This window comes from Arthrobacter sp. Z5-13 (genome assembly GCF_056499105.1).
The window spans coordinates 390,770-414,281 of sequence record NZ_CP096460.1; the positions used below are offsets into that span (position 1 = coordinate 390,770).

Consider the following 23,512-nt stretch of genomic DNA (forward strand, 5'->3'; position numbering starts at 1 on the left):
GGACTAACTTGGGATAAGAGAGGATTCAGATGGAAAATTTTGGCATCGGCTCCTGGCTGCAGCGTCGCCGCCCGAAGTCGGGCACTAAGACGGCGCTGGTGGCCGGAGACCGGCAAGTCAGCTACGAACAGCTTGCGGACCGCACCTTGCGCCTCGCCCATGGGCTCAAAGACCGCGGCGTGGCGAAGGGCGACCGGGTGGCCTACCTGGGCGAGAACCACCCGGCGTTCCTTGAAACGCTCTTTGCCTGCGGCATTCTGGGGGCGATCTTCGTCCCGCTCAACACGCGGTTGGCGCCACCGGAAATCCAGTACCAGCTGCAGGACTGTGCCGTCACTGCCTTAATTCATTCGCGGAGCCTCAGCGAACTGGCCACCCGCGGAGCTGCGGGGACCGGCGTTAGGAGGCTCGTCGTCGTCGACGATTTGGTGGAGGGCGACAGCCGCACGGACGCCCGCAGCGCAACTGCCGGCGCAACCGGCGCCGTTCCGATCGAGGACTTTGAGGAGGTTCTCGCGTCCTCTGCTGCCGAGCCCCTGGATGAACCGGTGGGAATGGATGACACGGCGATGATCCTGTACACCTCGGGCACCACCGGTCAGCCCAAGGGGGCAATGCTCACACACGGAAACATCACCTGGAACTGCTTCAACGTGATCGTGGATTTTGACTTCTCCTCCGCGGATATCGCGCTCATGATCTCGCCGATGTTCCACGTAGCCTCGCTGGATATGGGTGTCCTGCCCACCATCCTGAAGGGCGGCACCGTGGTGCTTGAGTCCAAGTTTGATCCTCGACGGACCCTGGAACTCATCGAGCGCCACCGCGCCACCACCATCAGCGGCGTTCCCACCACGTACCAGTTGCTCTGCGAGCACCCGGACTGGCCGACGGCGGACATCAGCTCGCTGAACAAGCTCACCTGCGGCGGGTCTGCAGTGCCCATGCGCGTGCTGGAGGCTTACGAGGCGCGCGGCCTGCGGTTTTCCAACGGCTACGGAATGACCGAAACAGCACCCGGAGCCACCACCCTTCCGGCCGACCGTTCCCGGGAGAAGGCCGGTTCCTCGGGCCTGCCTCATTTCTTCACTGACATCCGGATTGCAGACCCCCTGGGAGATGTGGTCCGCGCAGGCGAGGTGGGAGAGATCCAGATCAAGGGGCCAAACGTCATCCACGGGTACTGGAACAGGCCAGACGAAGCTGCTGAATCCTTTGCCGACGGCGGCTGGTTCAGGTCCGGCGACATGGGCTACAAGGACCAGGACGGTTTCCTGTTCATCTCCGACAGGCTCAAGGACATGATCATTTCCGGCGGGGAGAACATCTACCCTGCGGAGGTGGAACAGGCCATCCTCGAACTTGTTGCGGTTTCGAGTGTGGCGGTTATCGGCATACCGGATCACAAGTGGGGCGAGGTGCCCAGGGCGGTGGTAGTGCTGCGCGAGGGCGCGCGCCTCAGCGAAGACGAGCTCAGGGAGCACCTTGAAGGCAGGCTGGCCCGCTATAAGATCCCGAAGTCAGTGATCTTCGTGGACGATCTGCCGAGGACGGCGAGCGGAAAGATCCGCAAGGCCGCGCTGCGTTCATCCTTTAGTGGATGAGTGCCAGCATTACACCGACCCCGACGAACAGCACACCAAAAACCCGGTTCAGGATGGTCTGTCCGCGGGCGTTCTGAGTGAAACGCTGGAACCAGGCGGCGGCCGCCGCGAAGAAGAACCACATCACCAGGACATCGATCAGCACAACGGTTGCTGTGAGGACCAGGTACTGGGGGATCAGGGACTGCTCAGGACGGATGAACTGCGGCATAAAAGCGAGGAAGAATACGATCGCCTTGGGGTTGAGGATGTTGACCCACAATCCGCGCCGGAACATGGAGGTAGCGGGTTCGTTCCGGAGGGATTCGACGACGGACTGGTCCAGGTTGGGCTTGTGCATAAACTGCCGGATCCCCAAGTACACGAGATAGGCGGCGCCCGCGTAGCGGATGACGTTGAACAGCAGCGGTGATCCGGATACCAGCACGCCCACGCCCAGCGCAGCAAGCAGGATGTGGATTATCAGGGCAGTCTGCTGGCCCAGGATTCCCCAGATGGAGCGACGGAAGCCGGAGTTCAGCGAGTTGCTCATCGTGTTGATCGCACCCGCACCAGGCGTCAGGCTGATGAGGACTCCGGTGCCCGCGAGAGCGAGCCACAGGGAAGGTTGCATCAATTAAGTTTACGGGCCACCTGTAGGTGATGAGTCCTCGAAGGGGCGGGACGGGATGGCGCTACGACGCGGGACTTCCTGCTGCGCTCGCGAGGCTGGCGGTGGATTCACGCGGAACGAGTTGGACGGGCAACCGGTGATTTCCCGTGCGTGGCTTCCCGGCGATGGCGTCCTGGAGTTCCTCCGCCACGGCCCGCCCCATCTGTTCGAGGTTCATGTCCACGGTAGTCAGGGGCGGCTGCGAGGTAGTGCTGAACAGCTCCCAGTTATCGAAGCCAACCACCGCAACCTCGTGCGGTACAGAGATCCCCCCGTTCCGCAGTTCGTCCACTACTCCGCGGGCAATCTGGTCACTGCCGCAGAAGATCCCATCCACGGGCAGCCCCGAGTTGAGCAGCGCCTGTACGCCTTGTCGTCCCCACCGTTCACTCCAGTCTCCGTACAAGACTTCGCCGGTGACTAATCCCAGCCCGTGACCCTTGAGGGTTTCCACAGCCGCATCCCCGCGTTCGAGGGCAGCGTCATAGCGGGGTTCGCCGTTGAGCATGGCTATGTGCCTCCGGCCGCGGGCCACAAGATGGTCGATGGCCAGCCTGGCACCCATGGCGTTGTCGGGTGTGTAGGAACAGTCGGTTTCGACATCCGATGGTGTGTAGGCGTACACCACGGGGACGGGGACGTCGCCGGAGATTGACTGGCGGGGATTGGCGTCAGCGCCCAGGACAATGATGCCGTCTACGCGCTTGGCAATCAGGGTCTGCAGGAGGAACTGTTCGCGGACCCTGTCGTTGCGTGCATCGCTGATAATCACCGACGTGGAGCCCGCCCCGAACGACTCCTCCACACCCATCAGGATGGGCAGGACGAACCTGCTGGACAGGTCGGCGGTGAGCACTCCGATGGTCCCTGTGACTGGAAAATTGAGCGCCTGCGCGAATGGATTCGGCGTGAACTTTAGTTGTTCGGCAGCGCCGAGCACCCGCTTACGTGTGGCCTCGTTGACGTGGTGCCTGCCATTCAGCGCCTTCGATGCCGTTGCCACCGAAACGCCGGCTGCCGCCGCCACGTCACTAAGAACCGGCCTTTTGCTGGTCTTCGCCATTACGTCCCCTTTGCATCATCCTCAACTACATCCTCGCACAACAGAAAATGTTTCGGGAAAGCGGAAGCGGGTGTTTTCGTAACTTGAGCCATGGTTGCTAGAGGAATCGTTGACGTAGGCGGTTTTCGCTGATACGTTTTCGGGCAGAAACTAGTTTCGTAGTTTTTCGGAAATGACTGATCGAGAGTCCGCTCCGGGAACTGACCTGAACAGTCCAGCAGTCAGAAGTCATCTTTCAACGGAGAAAAGGACAACCAGCCGTGTCGAAAAAATTCACCCAGATCGCCATGTCCACTTTGGGGGCAATATCCCTCACTTTCGCTGCCACCGGATGCTCCGGAACAACCGATCAGGCATCAGCTTCCCAGCAGGGCGGCGGCAGCTTCACTGTCTGGGACCCCTATCCCCAGCATGACGCGACTTCGGCCTGGGCCAAGCGGATCGAGAAGTGTGGACAGGAAGCCGGCGTTACCATTGCGCGAACGGCGTATGACACCCAGGCACTCACCAACCAGGCACTCCTCGCCGCGCAGGAGGGCAAATCGGCCGATGTGATCCTGCTGGACAACCCTGCCGTTTCCACCCTGGCCGAAACCGGTGCGCTGGTGGACATGAAGACAGCGGGCCTGGACACCTCAGCCATCGAACCCAACCTCCTCGCAGCCGGTGAGCTCGACGGCGAAACGTTCGGCATCCCTGTAGGGGCCAACACCTTGGCCCTGTATTACAACAAGGACATCCTGGCCGCAGCCGGCGTGGACCCGGCTTCCATCACCAGCTGGGATTCACTGACCGCAGCCCTGCAAAGCATCAAGGGTTCCGGACACAAGGGGATCACCTTCGCCGGCATCGGCACCGAGGAAGGCTCCTTCCAATTCCTGCCGTTCTTTTGGGGTTCCGGGGCGAAACTGACCGCTCTTGATTCAACCGAAGCGGTCAGCGCGCTTGACCTGTGGAGCTCGTGGGTCAAGGACGGGCTGGCGCCCAACTCGGTGATCAATAATTCTCAAAACACTACGTGGGAGGAGTTCCTCACTGGTGACTTCGGTTTCGTGGTCAACGGCACGTGGCAGGTCAACAGAGCAGCGAAGGCGGGCTTCGCCACCGGCTATATCCCCATTCCGTCCAAGGCAGGCGGCGTAGCCCCCGCACCCACTGGCGGCGAATTCTTGCTCATGCCCGTCCAGAAGGATGAAACCCGCTACAAAACGTCGACAAAGATCGTTGAGTGCATGAGCACCACCGAGGGCCAGGTGGAGACCGCCAACACCTTCGCCTATTACATCCCTGCAACCGTCCCGGGCCAGGAACTGCTGCTGAAGGAACACCCGGAGCTGAAGGTCTGGGTGGAGGCGGTAAACGAGGCCAAGGGCCGCACCAGCGACAACCTGGGCACGGACTACCCCGTGATCTCGGAGCAGCTCTGGACCGCCGTCCAGAATTCCCTCAGCGGCGCCCAGTCATCACAGGACGCACTCAAGGGCGCCCAGCAGAAAGCCGCGGCGACCACCGGCAAATAGCCCGGGGCAACGAAGACAGAACGGACAAGATGATGACTGTGACCCACACGGCTGAAAGCCGGCCGGACGTGGGGAAGAAGGTGGATGCTGCAGCGCCGGGAAACCGGCGGCAGCGTTCGCCGGGCCCCCGTACCGCGGCAGTGCTTTTCGCCGCACCACTGCTGGTGTACCTGCTCGTGTTCTATGCGTTCCCGCTGTACCGGAACATCGAACTCAGCCTTCACGATTACACTCTGCGGGCTTTTGTGCAGGGCAAGGCTGAGTTTGTGGGCTTCGACAACTACCTTGCCGTTTTCAGCAGCAGCACCTTCGTAACAGCACTCACCAACACGGCGGTCTTCACGGCAGTTTCCCTGGTGTTCCAGTACGCCCTGGGCCTTGCCCTGGCAGTGTTTTTCAGGAGCAGCTTCCGGCTGTCCGCCGTGTTGCGCGGCCTATTCCTTATCCCGTGGCTGCTGCCGCTCATCGTTTCCGCATCTGCCTGGTCCTGGATGCTCAACAGCGACAACGGCATAGTCAATGCTGCGCTGGTGGGCCTGGGCCTCGAACCGCTCAACTGGCTGACCAGCCCCGGGCTGGCCCTGACGTCGGTAATCATCGCCAACATCTGGCTGGGCATCCCCTTCAACCTGGTGATCCTCTACTCGGGACTTCAGAACATACCCAAGGACTACTACGAGGCGGCCGCACTGGATGGCGCTTCCTCGTGGAAGCAGTTCTGGAGCATCACCTTCCCGCTCCTTCGGCCGGTTACAGCCATTACGCTCCTCCTGGGCCTCGTCTACACGCTGAAAGTGGTTGACATCATTTGGATCATGACATCCGGCGGTCCGGGGGACACGTCCACCACGTTCGCCACATGGTCCTACCGTGAAGCGTTCGGCACCGGGACGCCGGACTTCAGCCCCGCCGCCACGGTAGGCAACCTGCTGATCCTGATAGCCCTCGCCTTTGGCCTGCTCTACCTCCGGGTACAGAAAAACCAGGAGGAATCATGACCCCCACACGAACCTGGTGGAAAACGGGCCTCGGCCTCATCTTCACCGCTCTGATGCTGTTTCCCGCCTACTGGATTGTGAACGTGTCCTTTACCCGGACTTCGGACCTGCGGAAATCCCCGCCCAGCCTGCTGCCACTGAACCCGACGCTGGAAGGCTACACCGCAGCCCTGAACCAGCAACTGCCGCACCTGACCACCAGCCTGATCCTCGGCGTCGCCACGGTAGCGCTGACCCTGGTTATCGCTGCCCCCGCTGGCTATGCAATGTCCCTCCTGGCGTTGCCGGGGCGCAACGCGCTGGGCTTTGTCCTCCTTGTGGCGCAAATGATCCCAGCAGTGGTGATGGCCATGGGGTTCTATGCCATTTACCTCCGCCTGGACCTGCTCAATACGCTGCCGGGTCTGATACTGGCCAATTCCACGGTGGCGGTACCGTTCGCAGTTCTGCTCTTCCGGGCGTTCATGTCCGGGATTCCCCGCGAACTGATCCAAGCGGCCCGGCTGGACGGTGCGGGCGTGTGGCGCACGTTCACGCTGATCGTGCTGCCTATCAGCAGGAATTCCATCCTTACGGTATCGCTGTTCGCATTCCTCTGGGCCTGGTCCGACTTCATTTTCGCGTCAACGCTCAACCGCAGCGGCGACCAGATTCCCATCACCCTGGGGATCTACCAGTACATCGGCAACAACACCACGCAATGGAACGCGATCATGGCCACAGCTGTTGTTGCGTCCGTTCCCGCGGCCATCCTCCTGGTGATCGCCCAGCGCTATGTCGCCGCCGGCGTCACCGCCGGGGCGGTGAAGGACTAGCGACTCCCGAGATCCGCAGTACCCACACAGCATGCCGGGGCCTTCCGAACCCGGCGTGCGCTGGTCTATGCCCTTCTATACCAACCATTTACTCTTGGAGATTCCTCGTGAGCATCACCAACCTGTCCCTGCTCGGCGGCCCAGTCCAGCCCAGCACCGGCACTCTCCGTCCCCTCGGCGCCCACGAGGTCAGGATAACGGGCGGCTTCTGGGGCGCACTGGTGGACCTCAATTCGCAGGTCATCCTGGCGCACTGCGAAAACTGGATGGAGCGCATTGGCTGGATCGGCAACTTTGACCGGGCAGCGGATGGAACCGTGGGAACGAGCCACTCGGGCATCGAATTTGTGGATTCCGAGGTTTACAAGCTCCTCGAGGCCATGGCCTGGGAGCTGGGCCGGGGGCACCAGCAGGCGCTGGCGGACCGATACGCCACGCTCGTTGCCCGCGTGGCTGCCGCCCAGGATGTGGACGGTTACCTCCACACCAGTTTCGGCCGTCCGGGCCAACGCGCCCGGTATTCCGATCTGGAGTGGGGCCATGAACTGTATTGCTTTGGGCACTTGCTCCAGGCGGCAGTCGCACGTTTGCGTACAGGGCACGACGACGGGTTGGTCACCGTGGCCCGCAGGTTGGTTGACCACGTGTACCGGGAGTTCGGCCCCGACGGACGTCCGGCCGTGTGCGGACACCCGGAGATCGAGCCGGCCCTGGTGGAGTTCGGCCGCGCCACCGGAAGTGCGCAGGCGGTGGAATTGGCGCGGCTGTTCGTCGAACGCCGTGGGACGGGGACGCTGGCCACCATCGAGTGGGGCCAAGAATACTTTCAGGATGATATGCCGGTCCGTGAGGCGACCGTCCTTCGCGGCCACGCCGTACGCGCCCTGTACCTCGCTTCCGGGGCGCTTGACGTGGGAACCGAGGCCAACGACCTTGGACTCATCCGCGCCGTGGAACAGCAGTGGGCCAACACCGTTGCCAAGCGGACCTACATTACGGGCGGCATGGGCTCGCACCACCAGGACGAGGCTTTCGGCGCGGACTACGAGCTGCCTTCGGATCGCGCCTACTCCGAGACCTGCGCCGGCATCGCCTCTGTGATGCTCAGCTGGCGCCTGCTGCTGCGGACGGGTGATTCGAAGTACGCGGACCTGATGGAACGGACCCTGCTCAACAACATCCTGGCCTCCCCGCGTGAGGACGGCCGCGGCTTCTTCTACACCAACACCCTCCACCAGAGGACCGCCAGCACCGTACCCAACGACGACAGCATCAACGTCCGAGCGCTTTCGACCCTCCGGGCGCCCTGGTTTGAGGTTTCCTGCTGCCCCACCAACGTGGCCCGCACCCTGTCCAGCGTGGAACTGTACTTTGCCACGGCCACTCAGGATACGGTCCAGATCCACCAGTTCGGCGACATCGACATCCGCACCACCTTGGTTGACGCCGGTGAGGTAGCACTCGCAGTACGCACCGAATATCCCCACGCTGGCACCATCCGGGTTGAGGTCATCGAGGCCCCGGAGCGGGAGTTCGGTATTGAGCTCCGCATCCCTTCATGGGCCAAGGGCGCCCGGGCGAGCATCAACGGGCAGAAGGTTCCGGCTGGAGGGGTCCTCCGGCGTCGTTTCCTGGCCGGTGACGTGTTGGTCCTGATACTGCCCATGGAGCCGCGCATTACCCACCCTCACCCGCAGATCGACGCCGTCCGGGGCAGCATCGCGGTGGAACGGGGACCTCTGGTGCTGTGCGCTGAAGACGTTGACCTGCCCGATGGATGTACCGTCAACGACATCGTGTTGGATGCGGGGCACGGCCTGCGCGCTGACGCCCACGGTCACACTGTGGCACGGGCCCGCCTGCGTTCTGCGGCAGCCAGGGTCTGGCCCTATGCCGACCATGACCAAGCCACCTCAACCGGAATCGTGGACCTGAACCTGGTGCCGTACTACACCTGGGGAAATCGCGGTCCGGCAACCATGCGCGTCTGGATTCCCACAGCAGAGCCTGGTTCCACATTCCTTGAATCACCGGGGGGAAAGGAGAACTGAACAGGGCAGTAATCCGGCCGGGAAGTACCGGCCGCCAACCTCACCTACGCAATGGAGCAATACGTGAAGAAAAACCGCTTTGTCCTCGGAGCAGCCGCCATGGCTGTCCTGGTTTCCTCCCTGGCCGTTCCAGCGCCGCCGGCAGAAGCCGCCGGCAACACCCTTGTGGTGGACGCCTCCTCGCCGATCCGTCCTGTTACCCGGGTAGGTGCGGGTGGACTTTACGCCCTCGCCACGGCAACGGCTCCCGCACCCGGTCTTCTAACCCCTTTGCGTCTGAAGCAGCACACACAGCCAGCCCCGGGCGTCCAGCAGTTGGGCAACGGCGCCACCTCACCCACCGGGGACATTCTCAAGACAGCCCCGCAGTTCACCTCCGACGGCGCGCAGTCCTACGCGCGGATGCCCGACGTCTACCCCGACTTCCCGTACCGCTGGATCAGCTGGGCGGACTGGGAATCCAAAATCAACACCATGGTCAAAGCAAGACTGGACGCAACAGCAACCACCAACATCAACGGCTGGGAGCTATGGAACGAACCCGACTGGACCTGGGATACAACCAAGGCCGGTCCCTTCCTTGACGGCTGGACGCGAACGTTCCGTCAAGTCAAGCGACAGGACACCGTGACTCCTATAGTGGGCCCCAGCTACAGCCGCTATGAGAGCCAATGGCTGCGTGACTTCCTTACCAAAGCTAAGGCGGACAACACACTGCCCGACGTCATTTCCTGGCACGAACTGGAAGATGGCACCTGGAACGCGGTGGACGAGCACGTAGCCGACTACCGTGCGATTGAACGTTCCTTGGGGATTTCACCGCGCCCCATTTCGATTAACGAGTACGGTTCGCCCAACCAGGTGGATTCGCCCAGCGTGGCTGCCCACTACATCGCGCAGTTCGAACGCACCGGTGTCAAAGACGCCGAACGGGCCTACTGGTACGAGTCCGGGACCGTGGGCGGCCTGGTCTGGAACAACCGTCCCACCGGTTCCTACTGGCTCTACAAGTGGTACGGCGAAATGGCAGGCAACATGCTCGCAGTCACGCCTTCCGGTGACCTGGATGGCTTCGCGTCCTACGATTCCAGCCGCAAGATCGTCAACGTGGCCTTTGGCGGGACTTTTGGCGATAACGCCGTGCAGGTCAAAGGTCTCTCCGGTTTCGGCACCTCGGCCAAAGTCACTCTGAAATACACGCCGCGCTCGGGTCGGCAGACCAACGTTGATGCACCCACCACGGTCTCCACCACAAGCCTTCCGATCACGAACGGCAGCATCACTGTTCCAGTGACTAACCAGGACTACCTGGGCGCGTACCAGATCGTGGTAACCCCTGCGGCCGGACCCACCACGAGCTACCAGCAGGTTTACGAGGCGGAGAACGCCACCGTCGTGAACGCAAGCATCCTCAGTGCGGGCTCGGCGTCGAATGGGGCTTACGTTGGCCGCATAGACGGTTCGGCAAACGCGCGGAACAGCAGTTTCGTGGACTTCGTTGTCGAGGTCCCCGCCCAGGGCACCTACTCGATGGCCGTTCGCTACGCCAACGGCGGAACGGGGACTGCCACGCAGGGTCTGGCAGCCAACGGCAGTCCCTTCACACAGGTGTCCTACCCGAGTACGGGCAGCTGGGGCAACTTCTCGCAGAGTGTCACCGCGCCGCTGACCCTCAAAGCCGGATTCAACACCATCCGGCTCGCCAAGGGTGCCCCGAACTATGGGGGCGGCACGGGGTTCGCCGAGATCGACTCCATTACCCTCACCCGCTAGCGCTTTCCGGGCCCGGTTCCTTCCATTCGGAAGGGGCCGGGCTCTTTTGCGCCCGCGGAACCTTCAGTGGTGGTCATCTCGGGCGGCTGTTCTTCCCATCCAGCCACAGTTCCGTGGATTCGTCGCGGTGGACGCCATCAGACCCGACGTGCTTTTCGCTGATCATCGGTCCGTTCTTGATGACGTGAACCAGTGCCATGGCGTGCCCACGGCCCAGGCCGTAGTCCTCCTTGAGCCAGCCGATGATTTCTCCGGCTTTGGTCTTCGGGTCATTGAAGCCTCGCTGGTGAGCGAACGCGACGAGCTCGCGAGGCGTCAGCCCGGTCTTATCTTCGATGGTGTCCAGGTAGGCCTGAAATGACATGAATTGGTTCCTTCCGCTTGGTTCCTGGTTTGAATTGCTTTCAGACCTTTGTCAGCTGGAACGGACTCCGTAGCTCAGGATCATGTTCCCCTTGCTGGTCCGCTGTGAGTCCTGCAGTTCCAGCCTCGTGAGGGGATCGCCATCTTCGAAGAGGTGCTTGCCCGTTGCCGCAATCACCGGGTGGATCATCAGCGTCAGCGAGTCGAGCAAGCCGGCGAACAGCAGTTGCCGCACTACTGAAATACTGCCGAACACGTTGATGTCGCCTCCTTCGGTTTCCTTCAACTGCCGGACGAAGTCCTCCAGCGGGCCCTGGATCAGTTGAGAGTTCTCCCACTCCAGCCGGTCCTGAAGCGTGCTGGACGCCACGAACTTCGGCAGTGAATTGATGAAGGATGCGAAATCCTGATCCTGGCTGGCATTGGGCCAATAGCCCGCCCACTCCTCATAGCTCACCCTCCCCAGAATGCCTGCGTCAACGCTCCGCATCATGCTGTCCAATCCTGCCCCGAGCTCATCATCGAAGCTGTCGAACTGCCACATGTTCGGGGACTGGGCGACGCCATCGAGAGAATAGAAAAGGCCGGCTGACAATTTACGCATTGATGTTCTCCCGGAGGACTCGGTAACAGATTGTTCTTGCACCCTATAGACGCTTCCGGGCAGAGGGAACCACCGCGGGACGAAAAATATCGGTCCTCATGACAGAGTCTGGATTGTAGGCCTTCCCGGGCGCTGGGTTAGCCTTTATAAGGCATGGGCGGATTCCGGAAGGCATACTGCCCCTCTTCCCGTGCCCCGGTGCTGTGCCGCACCTCTTGATTCTTCAACAACCAGAAGGCGCTCCAGCGCTTCTTCAAGACCACGGATGGAGCCAGTCATGGCCGTTAGGACGGACCCCACAGTCCCGGCTCCCAAAGCCCCTAAAGTCACAGCTCCGGCGCACACTCCAGAACAGCTTCAGTCCGTCCGGGGGACCCTGCGCTCCGCCCGTAGGCTGAAGACGGAAGTTCTGGGCGGGCTCGTGGTGGCCTTGGCCCTCATCCCGGAAGCGATCGCGTTTTCCATCATTGCCGGCGTTGATCCCCGGCTCGGCCTTTTCGCATCCTTCACCATGGCGGTCACCATTGCCCTGGTAGGCGGACGCCCGGCCATGATCTCTGCCGCCACCGGCGCCGTCGCCCTGGTGATCGCGCCCCTGGTTAAGTCCCATGGCGTGGACTACCTGATCGCGGCCGTCATCCTTGCCGGGATTTTCCAGATAGTCCTGGGCCTGGTCGGCGTGGCAAAACTCATACGCTTCATCCCCCGGTCTGTGATGGTGGGGTTCGTCAACGCCCTGGCCATCCTGATCTTCATGTCGCAGGTACCGGACCTGCTGGGCGTCCCGTTGCTGGTCTACCCGCTCGTTGCCCTTGGGCTCGCGATTGTCTTCGGGCTGCCGAAACTGACCAAGGCAGTTCCGGCCCCGCTTGTTGCCATCGTGGTCCTGACGCTCATTGCCGTAGTGGCTTCCGTGGACGTGCCCACTGTGGGGGACAAGGGCGCATTGCCGGAGTCGCTGCCGTCGCTGCTGATCCCCAATGTCCCGTTCAGTCTCGAGACCCTGCAGACCATTTTCCCCTTTGCCCTTGCCATGGCTTTTGTTGGACTGCTGGAATCGCTCATGACTGCCAAGCTCGTCGACGACGTCACGGACACCCGTTCGAATAAGAGCCGGGAGGCCTGGGGCCAGGGGGTCGCCAACATCGTCACCGGCTTCACCGGCGGTATGGGCGGCTGCGCAATGATCGGCCAGACCATGATCAACGTCAAGGCCTCCGGTGCGCGTACCAGGATCTCAACCTTCCTGGCGGGTGTCTTCCTGCTTATCCTGGTGGTCGCCCTCGGGGACGTCGTGGCCGTGATCCCGATGGCCGCCCTCGTAGCCGTGATGATCTTCGTCTCCTGGGCCACGTTCGACTGGCACAGCATCCACCCCCGGACGCTGAAGATGATGCCCAGGAGCGAAACCCTGGTCATGGTGGCCACCGTCATCGTCGTCGTCGCCACCCACAACCTGGCCATCGGCGTCGGGGTGGGGGTCCTTGTGGCAATGGTGCTGTTTGCCCGGCGCGTGGCCCACTTCGTCACCGTGGAACGGACTGTCACCAGCATCAACGGGCAGGAGACAGCGAGCTACGTTGTGGACGGGGAACTCTTCTTCGCTTCCTCCAATGACCTGTATACGCAGTTCGAATATGCCTTGGATCCTGAACACGTGATTATCGATATGCACGCCTCACACCTCTGGGATGCCTCAACCATCGCCACCCTGGACGCCATCACCGACAAGTACCACAAGCACGGCAAGGACGTGAAGATCATCGGCCTCAACGACGCCAGTACCCTCATGCGGGAACGACTCAAAGGAAAACTCGGTGCCGGAAACTAGTCGAGGGCCGGTGACCCCGGATACCCAGCCAGCAAATGATCATCACGGTTCCGCCCGGACCGAACGGCTTTTCAGTGCCCTGACGCGCTACAGAAAAACCCTGATCCCGGAAAAGCTGGAGCGGCGCCTCAACACGCCCTCAGGCTTCCTGTGGGGTTTTATTGTTGTCCACCTTTTTTTCCTGGTGTACATGCTGACCTTCGTGCTCCAGGGGCAGGCTTTCAGCGACACCAACATCTACCGTGACTGGGCCGCCGGAGGATTCCGTGAGGAGAACCTCGGCGGGCTGCCCAGCCCGTGGGTGTACCCGATTCTGGCCCTGCTGCCCATCGCCGTCGCGGGAATGGCCGGACCCGGGCCGTTCCTGCTCATCTGGGTGCTGATGATCATCGCACTCAACGCACTGGCGGTTGGCCACCTGACCAAGTGGGGCAAGAACACCACTGCCCTCCCCGCAGCCTGGTGGTGGCTCAGCTTCATCTTCCTCATGGGCTTCCTTGGGTTCGCCCGGGTGGATGGCTTGACCGCCCCGCTGGTCCTGAGCGCGCTTCTCTTCGGAGTCTCCCGGCCCTTCGCAGCCTCCCTGCTGCTCAGCGTGGCCACCTGGATCAAAGTATGGCCTGCTGCCGTTGTGCTGACGCTGCTCACCGTCGCCAAGCGCCGGCTCCACGTGCTCGCTGCCGGCATGCTGGTGACAGTTGTGGCCGTCGGAGCGGCACTGGTGCTTGGCGTGGCCCCGAAGCTCCTGAATTTCCTGACCGCCCAAGGGGACCGGGGGATGCAGCTGGAGGCAACCTTCACCACTCCATGGCTGTGGCTGAGCGTTCTGAATACAGGCAGCTCCCGGATGTACATGAATACCGAGATCAACTCAATGCAGGTGGATGGTCCCGGGACCGAGGTCATGTCCTTCCTGATGCAGCCGTTGCTGGCCCTCGCTGCCGTATTGGTCGGAGTCCTGATCTTCCGGGCGCTGCACGCTGGAAACCGTGTCGGCTTGTCGGACCGCACTGAGCTCCTGCTGGTCGGAACGCTCACTATGACCACTGCCTTTGTGGTGTTCAACAAGGTGGGATCGCCGCAGTTCATGGTCTGGCTGGCTCCTGCTGTTGCAGTGGGACTGGCAAGCCATTGGAAGCAGTGGCGGGTGCCTGCGGCCATCCTGATCGCCATCGCTGTCACCACGTACTTTATCTACCCCCTTTTCTACGACGCCTTGAGCCACAACAACCCCCTGATGGCGTTGGTTCTGACAATCCGGAACGTGCTTTTGGTGGTGCTCTTCTGCTGGTCCGTGCGGCGTCTCTACCGTCTGAGCAAGCACGAGACTGCGGGTGAAGTTGCCGACGAAGCCGAGGCCCGCTGACATGCTGCACAGGGTCGGCCAGGTACTGACACGGGTTGGTGACAAGATCCTGACACCGGCTGCTCTGAAGTGGCTGAGCAGGCCCTCATCTGTCTGGTGGGGTTTCGCAGTTGTTCATCTCTACTTCCTGGCCTGGATGATGTCCTTCATCCTCAAGGGTGAGATGTTCAGCGATACGCTGCAGTACCGGGAATGGGCCGTGAACGGAGCCAACCCCGGAAACGGTGCGGCATCGATCAGCCCGTGGGTGTATCCGGCCCTGGCCCAGCTGCCCATTTACTTCTCCAACATCGCCGGGCCGGATTTCTACCTGCTGGTGTGGACTCTCATGATCACTGCCTTGAACGCGGGGGCCGTGGCCTACCTTATCCGCGGCGGACGACGGCCTGAAGGTATCGCACCCGCCTGGTGGCTGCTGGGCTTTACCGTGTTCATGGGATACCTCAGCTTTGCGCGTGTTGAGGGCATTACGGCCCCGATTGTCCTGGTTGCGTTGCTGTTCGCGGCCCGCAGGCCGGCCGTTGCCACCGTGCTGCTCAGCGTTGCCACGTGGATCAAGGTCTGGCCGGCTGCTGTTCTGCTGCCGATCCTGATTGCCAGCAAGGACCGCCTGAAAATCATCGCCGCCGGCATCACTGTCAGCGCAGCCGTGGTGGTGGGCACCTACTGGGCGGGCGGAATCAGCCACCTGTTCGACTTCCTCACCAACCAAGGCGAGCGGGGGATGCAGCTGGAAGCCACGTTCTCCACTCCCTGGCTCTGGTTGAGCGTCCTGAACATAGGCGACGCAAAAATTGCTGACAATGTGGCCATCAACTCCTCGGAAGTTTATGGTCCAGGGGTTTCCATCGCCGCAGTTCTGATGCAGCCCCTCTTCCTCGTGGCCGTGGCGGCCGGTGCTGTACTCCTGATGTGGGCCTTGCGCAGGGGGGCCGAGCGCGAAGAGCTGTTCCTCGAAGGCGCGCTCATGATGACGGCCGCCTTCATTGTCTTCAACAAGGTGGGCTCCCCGCAGTTCATCATCTGGCTGGCTCCGGTGGTGGTAGCGGGACTGACCCATGACTGGAACCGCTGGAAGGTGCCGGGCGCCCTGCTGATGTCCATAGCAGCTCTCACCTTCGTGATCTATCCCTTGTTCTACACACCGCTGATCCACGGCCACCCACTGATTGCCCTGGTCCTCACGGCACGGAACGTGCTCCTTGTGGTTCTCCTGTACTGGTCCGTGAAGCGCACGCTGGAGTTGGCGGCCCGCAAGAGCCGGCCGGTCGCGGCTGCGGCCGGTACGGGACCTCCGCAGGACTAGCTTGGAACGTCCTCCGGGCGGCGCTGGCGGGACAGCAGCGCCGCCTTGGCCGCCGGTGTAACCAGCAGCCTGCGCGTCTTGTTATCTATGAACAGCAGGTACAGGACGAACGCGAGGGCCACGAAGAAGGCCAGGGTGGAAGCCTGGTAGTCCAGTTCCACAAATCCCCACACTGAGAGCTGGTCCTGCGCACCGAACACCACAAAGAAGGTGATGATGACGTAGACGGTCCAGATCTGCCAGTCGTCCCGTATGCCCGTTACAGCGAGCAGGGGGATGAACCACAGGACATACCAGGGCTGGATGATCGGGGAAAGCACCACGATTGCGGCGAAGCCCAGAGCCATCCTCCGGATAAGCCGGGAGTGGTCTCCCTTGAACATCAGCAGGATCACCAGGCCTACCCCTGCCCATTTGAGCAGCGACCGCAATCCCGAGGCGAGCATGCCGCCGTCGAGCCCTAACGCGTTTGCCAGGCCCTCCACCTGCTGGCCAAGGAAGCCCGACGGCGAATAGCCGGTGTACCCCGGGGTCGGATCCGTGATGGCCGAAACCCAGCCCATGCCCAGGCCGAACGGGAGGCCGCTTACTGCCAGCACGCCGAAACTGATGGCCGCTGTGAGGAACCAGTACCAGAACTTCCGTCCCCAACCGGCGGCCTGCCCGGCCCAGAGCAAGCCAATAAAGGGGAGGAGAACTATGGAAATGGGTTTGATGCCAATGGACGCTGTCACCAGCAGGACACCCCACAATCCACGGTTCGTGGCCGCGAAGTAGGTGCCTGCTACCGCCAGTCCCACCATGAGGGCATCGTTATGGGCACTGGCTACAAAGCTGATGAGGAAGAGCGGGTTGGCCACGGCTATCCACAGGGCCCTGCCGCCGTTGATTCCGTGAAGCTGCGCGAGCTTGGGAACGTAGACCATGCAGAGGACCACGCCGGCAACCGCAATCAGGCGGAAAAGGAAAACCGAGAAGTCAGGCTGCGCGCCAGTGATCTGGACCACCAGCCCCTCAAGCCAGAGGAAGTAGGGTCCGTAGGGCGTCCGTGCCTCCGCCCAGGCGGGGTCAGCGCCGAGGGCGAACCAGTTGCTGAGGGCAGAGATGCCGGTGTTGTAGGGGTTGAGGTTTTCCTGGACCAGCCGCCCTTGTCCTGTGTAGGCGTAGACATCGCGGGAATAGATGGGGACGGCAAAGAGCATGGGCGCTGACCAGACGGCGATAGCCCAGGCTACCGACCGGAGCGAGCCCGGGCCCCAGTTGCCCAGCCGCTGTCCGAGGCGCAACCAGGAACGCATCAGCATCATGGCACCAAGGGTGAGCAGCAGGGTTGCGGTGGTGACTCCCCAGCCTTCTGTCCGCAGGGCAATCACCAGCGGGTGACGGATCATCGGGGAACCGTTCGCGATCCATCCTGTACCGATGGATCCGACGAACATCATGAGGGACCCTACGAGGCCTTGGATGATTGCCCAGTAGGCACGCGGACGAGCCTCGACGGGGATCTCCCCTGTGCCGGAGCGGGAGGACTGACTCTCCTCTACTTGGTGCTCCACCTGACCTCCGGTGCCCTTGGACGAATTGGCGGACATCATGATGGGGAACTCTCGGGTGGGCTAGGCTGAACCGACAGCGAAGGCGGTTCAGACGACCCCCAAGCGCAGCTCCATGTTAGCACCGAGGCTCCAGCAGCCACTGTTGTTTAACAGCCCGACGCCGTCCGTTACGATCCGCCGCCGGCGGGCCTCCTGCTTGGGCTGCTCGAGCTCAGCTCCCGGAGGAGTGGCTGTCCTGGCCGCCGTCCGGCAGCTCCCGTTCCGTATCCGGACCGCCGTCGTCGTCGCACCCCGTCTGGTTGACCAGGGAGCTGGCCTGTGCGCCACCGAGGTGGAGGCCTGTGCTGGCGGTGGCAGGAAGGCGGTGGGCGTGGTCAGTCCCGTTCCGATGCTCAGGGCCAGCAGCACGCCCGCTGTTCCGCGAACGATCCTTCCCATCTCTGCACTCCCATCCCTCGCCTGCTTGTACCCAGCATGCGGCAGCGGGTTGTGGAAGGACCCTGTCAGGGCTGAGCGAGGACTGCGAGGCCTTCGCGTTCCAGATTCGAATCCGTCTAGCGCAACCGGGCCGCACGAGCGGCGAGGTAACGGCGCTCCGGCAGGCTCGCCGTCGAGCCAGCAGCGCGGAGATAAGCCTCGCGGGCAGCCGCCGTGTCCCCCGAGAGTTCGAGAAGGTGCGCGCGCACTGCGTCAAGGCGGTGGCTGCGGGCGAGCTGCGGATCTGCTTCCACAGTTCCCAGCACGGCCAAACCAGCGAGCGGTCCCTTCACCATGGCCACCGCTACGGCGCGGTTGAGCGTGACCACCGGGCTCGGGGCGATCCGCTCCAGCACATCGTAAAGTGCCAGGATCTGCGGCCAGTCCGTGTTGTCCGCCGTGGCAGCTTCGTCGTGGATTGCAGCGATGGCCGCCTGCAGCTGGTACGGCCCCACCGGGGCTTTGCCCAATGTGCTTGTCAACAGCGCAACTCCTTCCCGGATCTGGGACGTGTCCCACAGGCTGCGGTCCTGTTCCGCCAGCGGCACCAGTCCGCCGTCGGGCAGCGTGCGGGCCCGCCGCCGGGCATCGGTCAGCAGCATCAGTGCCAGCAGGCCGCAGGTTTCGCCGCGTGCGGGTGACGTTGCGGGGATGACGTTCAGCAGCAGTCGGGCCAGCCGGATGGCCTCGCCGGTCAGATCCGAGCGTTGCAGGGAACGCCCGGAGCTCGCGGCATACCCCTCATTGAAAATCAGGTAGAGGACCTGCTGGACGACGGCGGTCCTCCCCATCACCTGGTCAGGTGCCGGCGCTTCAAAGCGTGCACCGGCGCGGGCGATGGTGCCCTTGGCCCGGCTTATCCGCTGTGCCATGGTGGCCTCGGGAACCAGGAAGGCGCTGGCGATTTCAGCAGTGCTCAGGCCGCCGACGGCCCGAAGTGTCAGGGCAAGTTGGGACGGCGGCGAAAGGGCCGGGTGGCAGCACAAGTACAGCAGCGTCAGAGTGTCATCGGCGTCAGGTGACACCCCGCCGTCGTACTCCCGGTGCTCCCAGGCCGGCTCCCCGGCGGCATCCCCGTGGGCGGGCACGGCTCCGGCAGGCTGCAACACCGAAGACTCCAGGATGAACGTTTCTTCCCGACGGCGGCGGGCGCTCTCGCTGCGCCACTGATCCACCAGGCGCCGCCCGGCGACAGTCAGCAGCCAGCCGTGGGGATTTTCCGGGACGCCCTCGTCCGGCCATTTGAGGGAGGCTTCCAGCAGGGCCTCCTGTACCGCGTCCTCGCACGCATCAAACTGGCCGGAGCGGCGGGCAAGCACGCCGAGGACCTGCGGCGCGAGGGTGCGCAGCAGGTCCTCCAGCTGGCGGCTTCCCGGTTCCATAAGGGCTCGGTGCTTCCCGGCTTACTGCCCGCTAGACATCCGGCGGTCCGTCCTGGACGGCCCTCAGCTCCACGGTTCCCGCGTACTTGACGATGCTGGAGCAGATCTCGACGGCCCGTTTCTCGCTGGCCACATCCACCACCCAGTAGCCGATAAGGGACTCCTTGGACTCGGCGTACGGACCGTCTGTGGTGATCACACCGTCGTCAGTCTGCTTGACCAGTTTTGCGGTGCTGCCGTCGGCCAGGCCGGCATTGAACACCAGCTCGCCGGAGTCTGTGAGATCCTTGTCGATCTGGATCATGAACCCGATCATTTCCTGGATCCATGCCGGATCGGCGGTTTCCATCATGGTTTCGCCCGAACCGAACATCATGATCATGTATTTCATCTCTGGCTCCTTGGTTAGTGGCACCTGTGGGTGGTGCCTTCATTCATAGGTCGGAGGCGCTGCCTGTTTCTCTACATGCTCCGGAACATATTTTGAAAAAGTTCGACGGCGGTTTTGCGCCGGGTGTGGACCCGCCCTCGCGCCCGAGGGTCGCGCCTGTCGTCATGCCCGGGCGATGATCTCACCATTGGGAATCAGAAACCAGCCATCGTCAGTGGAGCCCCAGCGGTGCCAGCCGGCAGAGAGGCGGGTCAGGTCGGCCTCCTGGGCGAAGCCGTACTCCAATGCCTGCTCTGCGAAGGCGGAGTGCAGTACCCGCTCGCCCCAGACCCGCGCTTGCCAGCGGCGCTGCTGGCCGGTGGCGTAGAGCCAGTTGCTGCTGCTGGGCGCGACGTCCGTGAAGCCGGCGGCCTGTGCCCAGGAAACGAGCCTGCGCCCGGCATCCGGTTCGGCACCGTTGCGGCGGGCGATCTTTTGATACAGCTCCATCCACTCATCCAGTTCCGGGATGGCGGGGTACCAGCTCATGCCGTGGAAATCGGCGTCGCGTACTGCCACGATCCCGCCGGGTTTGGCCACGCGCCTCATTTCACGCAGCGCTTCCACTGGGTCGGTCACATGCTGGAGGACCTGGTGGGCATGGACGACGTCGAACGTTCCGTCTTCGAAGTCCAGATCGTAGATATTCCCGGCCACAAAGTCGACATTCTCCACACCGCGCTCGGCCGCGAGGGACCTGGCCTGGGCGATGATGTCGGGGGATCTGTCCAGCCCGGTCACTCTGCCAGGGGTAACCAGGGCGGCGAAATCGCAAGTGATGCTTCCCGGACCGCAACCCACGTCCAGGACGGACGATCCCCTGGTGAGGTAGGGGATCACAAACGCTGCCGAGTTCTCGGCAGTCCGGGACGCGTGGGCGCGCACAACAGATTCATGGTGGCCGTGGGTGTAGACGTCGTCAGGCTGCTCGGCACTCATAGTGAAACGCTACCCCCGGAGCGTTGAAAAGGAGCGCAACCCGGCACATCACAATGTGGGCCCAGCGCCTACAGTGAAGGAGGAAATCCAAGGGACGAAGGAAGAGGAGCCATGTCAGAAGGTCCGCGTCATTCGCTCTCTGATCTGCCGCGCCTGGCACACCCTGACGGAAGCCCCATCAGGGCCCTCGTTGTAGACGACGAAAAGAGCCTGGCTGAACTGGTGGAGATGGGCCTGCGGATGGCCGGCTGGACCGTTGCCATCGCCAATGACGGGCTGTCCGCCGTCAAGATCGCCAGGGATTTCCGTCCTGATGTGCTGGTCCTCGATGTCATGATGCCGGGGGCCGACGGACTGGAGGCGCTGCGCAAGATCCGGGTGTTCGCTCCCCAGATTCCAGCGCTGTTCCTCACGGCCAAGGACGCGGTTGAGGACAGGATTTCCGGGTTGGCGGCTGGCGGCGATGACTACGTGACCAAGCCGTTCAGCATGGAGGAACTGATGCTGCGGCTGCACCGCCTTGTCCAGCGGTCCGGGGTTGCCGCCTCGGATTCAGCTGAGCTGGTGGTCGGCGACCTGGTGCTGAACCTGGAGACGCGGGAGGTGACCCGCGGGGGCGACGAAATATCCCTGACTGCAACCCAGTGGGAGTTGTTGAGATTCCTGATGGAGAACCCGCGCAGGGTTGTGAGCAAGAGCCAGATCCTTGACCAGGTGTGGAACTACGATTTCGGCGGGCAGGCCAACATCGTGGAGCTCTACATTTCCTATTTGCGGAAGAAGATTGAGGCGGGGAAGCCGCCGATGATCCACACAGTCCGCGGTGCGGGCTACGTCATTAAACCGGCCGCGCAGTGACGGAGCCAAGCGTGGCGGGGGCCGGACCTGCGGGACCGGCAGGGGCCCGACCTGTCGCCCGACCTGCGGCGGTGCGCGCCGGGCTGGGAGCGGGGCGGAGGGCGTGGCATCTGCGCACCAAGCTGGTTGTGGCCACGCTTGTTCTGCTGACATTGATCTGCGCGGCGGTCGGTGTGGTGAGCCACGTGGCCATGAACGCCTACCTGACAAGTGAATTGGACGGCGGGCTGGCGGCCGCTGCCGAGCGTGTGGTGCGTCCACCTGGCGGAGGGCCGCGGCGGCCCTCCGCGCCGGATCCATCGGAAGCCCGCGGGCAACGCCCCGGCACTTTGAACGCTTTGTTCGACGACGGCGGCGGGAGAGTCTCCGCCGTCGTCCAGGATGACGGCAGCACCAAACCGCTGACGGCTTCTGACTTGATGGTTGTGTCCCGGCTGACGCCCGGGTCAACTCCGGTGGAAACTGTGCTGTCCAGTGGACGGTACCGGGTGGTTTCCGCCGTCGTCCCGGACACAGGCGATGTCCTGGTGACAGGACTTTCGACGGCGGATCGTGACAGGACGCTCGCTTCGCTGGACGGAACAATAGCCGCCGTTTCGCTGTTCGGGGTGCTCGTGACAGGCCTGGCCGGAACCCTCATCATCCGAAGATCGCTGCGGCCGCTGGAGGAACTGTCCGCTGTTGCCACCTCCGTAACGGAGCTTCCGCTCGCCTCAGGTGAAGTCGCCGTGAACGTCCACGTCCCTCCGACGGCTGCCCAGCCCGGCACTGAAGTGGGGACGGTGGGAATTGCCCTCAACGAGATGATTGACCACGTCACCCGCGCGCTTAAGGCCAGGCAGGACAGCGAGACGCGAGTGCGGAGTTTTGTTGCCGACGCCAGCCATGAACTGCGCACTCCCTTGACGTCCATCCGAGGGTATACGGAACTGGTCCTGATGGGCGACAGACTCCAGGATGCCGATAAGGCAGCCTTGAAGCGTGTGGCCAGCGAATCCGAGCGCATGTCCTCCCTCGTGGAGGATCTCCTGCTGCTTGCTCGCCTTGATGAGGGTCAGCGCGGCGAGCCAACGGAGGTGGATCTGACGGAGTTGGCGGTGGAGGTGACCAGAGACGTCCAGCTGTCCGCCCCGGACCATGTCTGGACGCTGGATCTGCCGCAGGAACCTGTGCACATCACTGCCGTCGAGTCTGAGATCCGTCAAGTGCTGATCAACCTCATCGCCAACGCCCACAAACACACTCCGCCGGGGACCACCATCCGGACAACGCTGCGGAAGGAAGACTCAGTGGTCACAGTTACCGTTTCAGACAACGGGCCGGGGATCGACGACGCCTTCCTGGGAAGCATCTTCACACGCTTCAGCCGGGCAGACACAGCCCGTTCCGCCACCGGCAGCACAGGTCTTGGGCTCGCCATTGTGCAGGCGCTGGTGCACGCCAACGGAGGAACCATCAGCGTCACCAGCCAGCCTGGGAACACGCGCTTTACTGTCACGCTTCCGGTTTAGCCCGCGACCAGCTCTGCTTCGAACCCGTCGCTGTTGGCGAGGTAGGCGGCGTAGTGTCCGGATCCACCCGCGTTCGGGTACTTTTCCTCGAACAAGGGCATCCATCCATGGGCTCTGGATTCCCCGGCCAGACGATCCACGTCGGTTTCGCTTCCCGCGTTAAAGGCCAAATGGTTCAGGCCGGGCCGGGTGCGCTCATGGACACGGCCGGTGATGTGGGGTGATTCCTCCAGCACGATGTATGTGGGACCCAGCCGCCAGCTCCGTCCAAGGGACCATTCCTGAAAAGGCAGATAGCCAAGACGGGACAGCAGCCAGCCCCATTCCTCACTGGCCCGCTGAAGGTCGGGGACCCAAAGTTCCACGTGATGCAGGGCGCCCACTGATTTTCCTGTCATGGTCCGAGTCTTGCA

21 protein-coding genes are annotated in these 23,512 nt (G+C 62.8%); 11 read left to right on the forward strand and 10 right to left on the reverse strand.

Annotated elements, in window-relative coordinates:
* Positions 1–29: 29 nt before the first annotated feature.
* Positions 30–1,604, forward strand: a complete 1,575-nt coding sequence (gene menE / locus M1E02_RS01765; protein ID WP_479376453.1) for an o-succinylbenzoate--CoA ligase — start codon at positions 30–32, stop codon at positions 1,602–1,604.
* Here menE and M1E02_RS01770 read toward each other — a convergent pair.
* Positions 1,594–2,217 carry a LysE family transporter gene (locus tag M1E02_RS01770; protein WP_479376454.1) on the reverse strand — a complete coding sequence of 208 codons (624 nt, stop codon included), beginning with the start codon at positions 2,215–2,217 and terminating at the stop codon, positions 1,594–1,596. The two genes, menE and M1E02_RS01770, sit on opposite strands and share 11 nt — an antisense overlap.
* A 61-nt stretch (positions 2,218–2,278) precedes the next feature.
* Complete coding sequence (locus M1E02_RS01775) at positions 2,279–3,319, reverse strand: LacI family DNA-binding transcriptional regulator (protein ID WP_479376455.1); 1,041 nt, start codon at positions 3,317–3,319, stop codon at positions 2,279–2,281.
* Positions 3,320–3,579: 260 nt separating this feature from the next.
* Here M1E02_RS01775 and M1E02_RS01780 point away from each other — a divergent pair, with 260 nt between their 5' ends.
* From M1E02_RS01780 to M1E02_RS01800, 5 genes are all read left to right on the forward strand, one after another.
* The gene (locus tag M1E02_RS01780; RefSeq protein WP_479376456.1) at positions 3,580–4,839 is read left to right on the forward strand and encodes a sugar ABC transporter substrate-binding protein; all 1,260 of its coding nucleotides are present in this window, start codon (positions 3,580–3,582) and stop codon (positions 4,837–4,839) included.
* A 29-nt stretch (positions 4,840–4,868) separates the two neighbouring features.
* Positions 4,869–5,837 (forward strand): carbohydrate ABC transporter permease, encoded by a 969-nt coding sequence (locus M1E02_RS01785; RefSeq protein ID WP_479376457.1) that lies wholly within the window; start codon positions 4,869–4,871, stop codon positions 5,835–5,837.
* On the forward strand, positions 5,834–6,652 hold the full coding sequence (locus M1E02_RS01790; protein WP_479376458.1) for a carbohydrate ABC transporter permease: 819 nt from the start codon (positions 5,834–5,836) through the stop codon (positions 6,650–6,652). Before M1E02_RS01785 ends, M1E02_RS01790 begins: the two co-directional genes overlap by 4 nt.
* Positions 6,653–6,759: 107 nt before the next feature.
* On the forward strand, positions 6,760–8,703 hold the full coding sequence (locus M1E02_RS01795; RefSeq protein WP_479376459.1) for a glycoside hydrolase family 127 protein: 1,944 nt from the start codon (positions 6,760–6,762) through the stop codon (positions 8,701–8,703).
* Between the two features lie 63 nt (positions 8,704–8,766).
* Positions 8,767–10,476, forward strand: a complete 1,710-nt coding sequence (locus M1E02_RS01800; protein WP_479376460.1) for a CBM35 domain-containing protein — start codon at positions 8,767–8,769, stop codon at positions 10,474–10,476.
* 73 nt (positions 10,477–10,549) lie between these two features.
* Here the strand turns inward: M1E02_RS01800 and M1E02_RS01805 are convergent, their stop codons facing one another.
* Positions 10,550–10,840: a DUF4287 domain-containing protein gene (locus M1E02_RS01805; RefSeq protein WP_479376461.1), complete on the reverse strand. Its 291-nt coding sequence runs from the start codon at positions 10,838–10,840 to the stop codon at positions 10,550–10,552.
* Between the two features lie 51 nt (positions 10,841–10,891).
* Complete coding sequence (locus M1E02_RS01810; RefSeq protein ID WP_479376462.1) at positions 10,892–11,443, reverse strand: dihydrofolate reductase family protein; 552 nt, start codon at positions 11,441–11,443, stop codon at positions 10,892–10,894.
* Between the two features lie 277 nt (positions 11,444–11,720).
* On the opposite strand from M1E02_RS01810, the gene M1E02_RS01815 reads away from it, so the two are divergent.
* The 3 genes from M1E02_RS01815 to M1E02_RS01825 all read left to right on the forward strand — a co-directional run bounded on the left by M1E02_RS01815 (position 11,721) and on the right by M1E02_RS01825 (position 15,946).
* Positions 11,721–13,274: a SulP family inorganic anion transporter gene (locus M1E02_RS01815; protein ID WP_479376463.1), complete on the forward strand. Its 1,554-nt coding sequence runs from the start codon at positions 11,721–11,723 to the stop codon at positions 13,272–13,274.
* Between the two features lie 115 nt (positions 13,275–13,389).
* On the forward strand, positions 13,390–14,640 hold the full coding sequence (locus M1E02_RS01820) for a glycosyltransferase 87 family protein (RefSeq protein ID WP_479378034.1): 1,251 nt from the start codon (positions 13,390–13,392) through the stop codon (positions 14,638–14,640).
* A gap of 1 nt (position 14,641) precedes the next feature.
* On the forward strand, positions 14,642–15,946 hold the full coding sequence (locus tag M1E02_RS01825) for a glycosyltransferase 87 family protein (protein WP_479376464.1): 1,305 nt from the start codon (positions 14,642–14,644) through the stop codon (positions 15,944–15,946).
* On the opposite strand, the gene mptB is transcribed toward M1E02_RS01825, so the two are convergent.
* From mptB to M1E02_RS01850, 5 genes are all read right to left on the reverse strand, one after another.
* On the reverse strand, positions 15,943–17,541 hold the full coding sequence (gene mptB, locus M1E02_RS01830) for a polyprenol phosphomannose-dependent alpha 1,6 mannosyltransferase MptB (RefSeq protein WP_479376465.1): 1,599 nt from the start codon (positions 17,539–17,541) through the stop codon (positions 15,943–15,945). The genes M1E02_RS01825 and mptB overlap by 4 nt on opposite strands.
* Before the next feature lie 48 nt (positions 17,542–17,589).
* On the reverse strand, positions 17,590–17,940 hold the full coding sequence (locus M1E02_RS01835) for a hypothetical protein (RefSeq protein WP_479376466.1): 351 nt from the start codon (positions 17,938–17,940) through the stop codon (positions 17,590–17,592).
* 116 nt (positions 17,941–18,056) lie between these two features.
* Positions 18,057–19,361, reverse strand: coding sequence for an RNA polymerase sigma factor (locus M1E02_RS01840; RefSeq protein WP_479376467.1), 1,305 nt, complete (start codon positions 19,359–19,361; stop codon positions 18,057–18,059).
* A gap of 31 nt (positions 19,362–19,392) precedes the next feature.
* A complete protein-coding gene (locus M1E02_RS01845) occupies positions 19,393–19,752 on the reverse strand; it encodes a YciI family protein (protein WP_479376468.1) in 360 nt (119 codons plus the stop codon).
* 162 nt (positions 19,753–19,914) lie between these two features.
* On the reverse strand, positions 19,915–20,730 hold the full coding sequence (locus M1E02_RS01850) for a methyltransferase domain-containing protein (protein WP_479376469.1): 816 nt from the start codon (positions 20,728–20,730) through the stop codon (positions 19,915–19,917).
* A 111-nt stretch (positions 20,731–20,841) separates the two neighbouring features.
* Here M1E02_RS01850 and M1E02_RS01855 point away from each other — a divergent pair, with 111 nt between their 5' ends.
* Both M1E02_RS01855 and M1E02_RS01860 read left to right on the forward strand, forming a co-directional pair.
* The gene (locus M1E02_RS01855) at positions 20,842–21,588 is read left to right on the forward strand and encodes a response regulator transcription factor (protein ID WP_479376470.1); all 747 of its coding nucleotides are present in this window, start codon (positions 20,842–20,844) and stop codon (positions 21,586–21,588) included.
* The gene (locus M1E02_RS01860) at positions 21,585–23,099 is read left to right on the forward strand and encodes a sensor histidine kinase (protein ID WP_479376471.1); all 1,515 of its coding nucleotides are present in this window, start codon (positions 21,585–21,587) and stop codon (positions 23,097–23,099) included. Before M1E02_RS01855 ends, M1E02_RS01860 begins: the two co-directional genes overlap by 4 nt.
* Here the strand turns inward: M1E02_RS01860 and M1E02_RS01865 are convergent.
* Positions 23,096–23,497, reverse strand: a complete 402-nt coding sequence (locus tag M1E02_RS01865; RefSeq protein ID WP_479376472.1) for a VOC family protein — start codon at positions 23,495–23,497, stop codon at positions 23,096–23,098. The genes M1E02_RS01860 and M1E02_RS01865 overlap by 4 nt on opposite strands.
* Positions 23,498–23,512 lie beyond the last annotated feature (15 nt).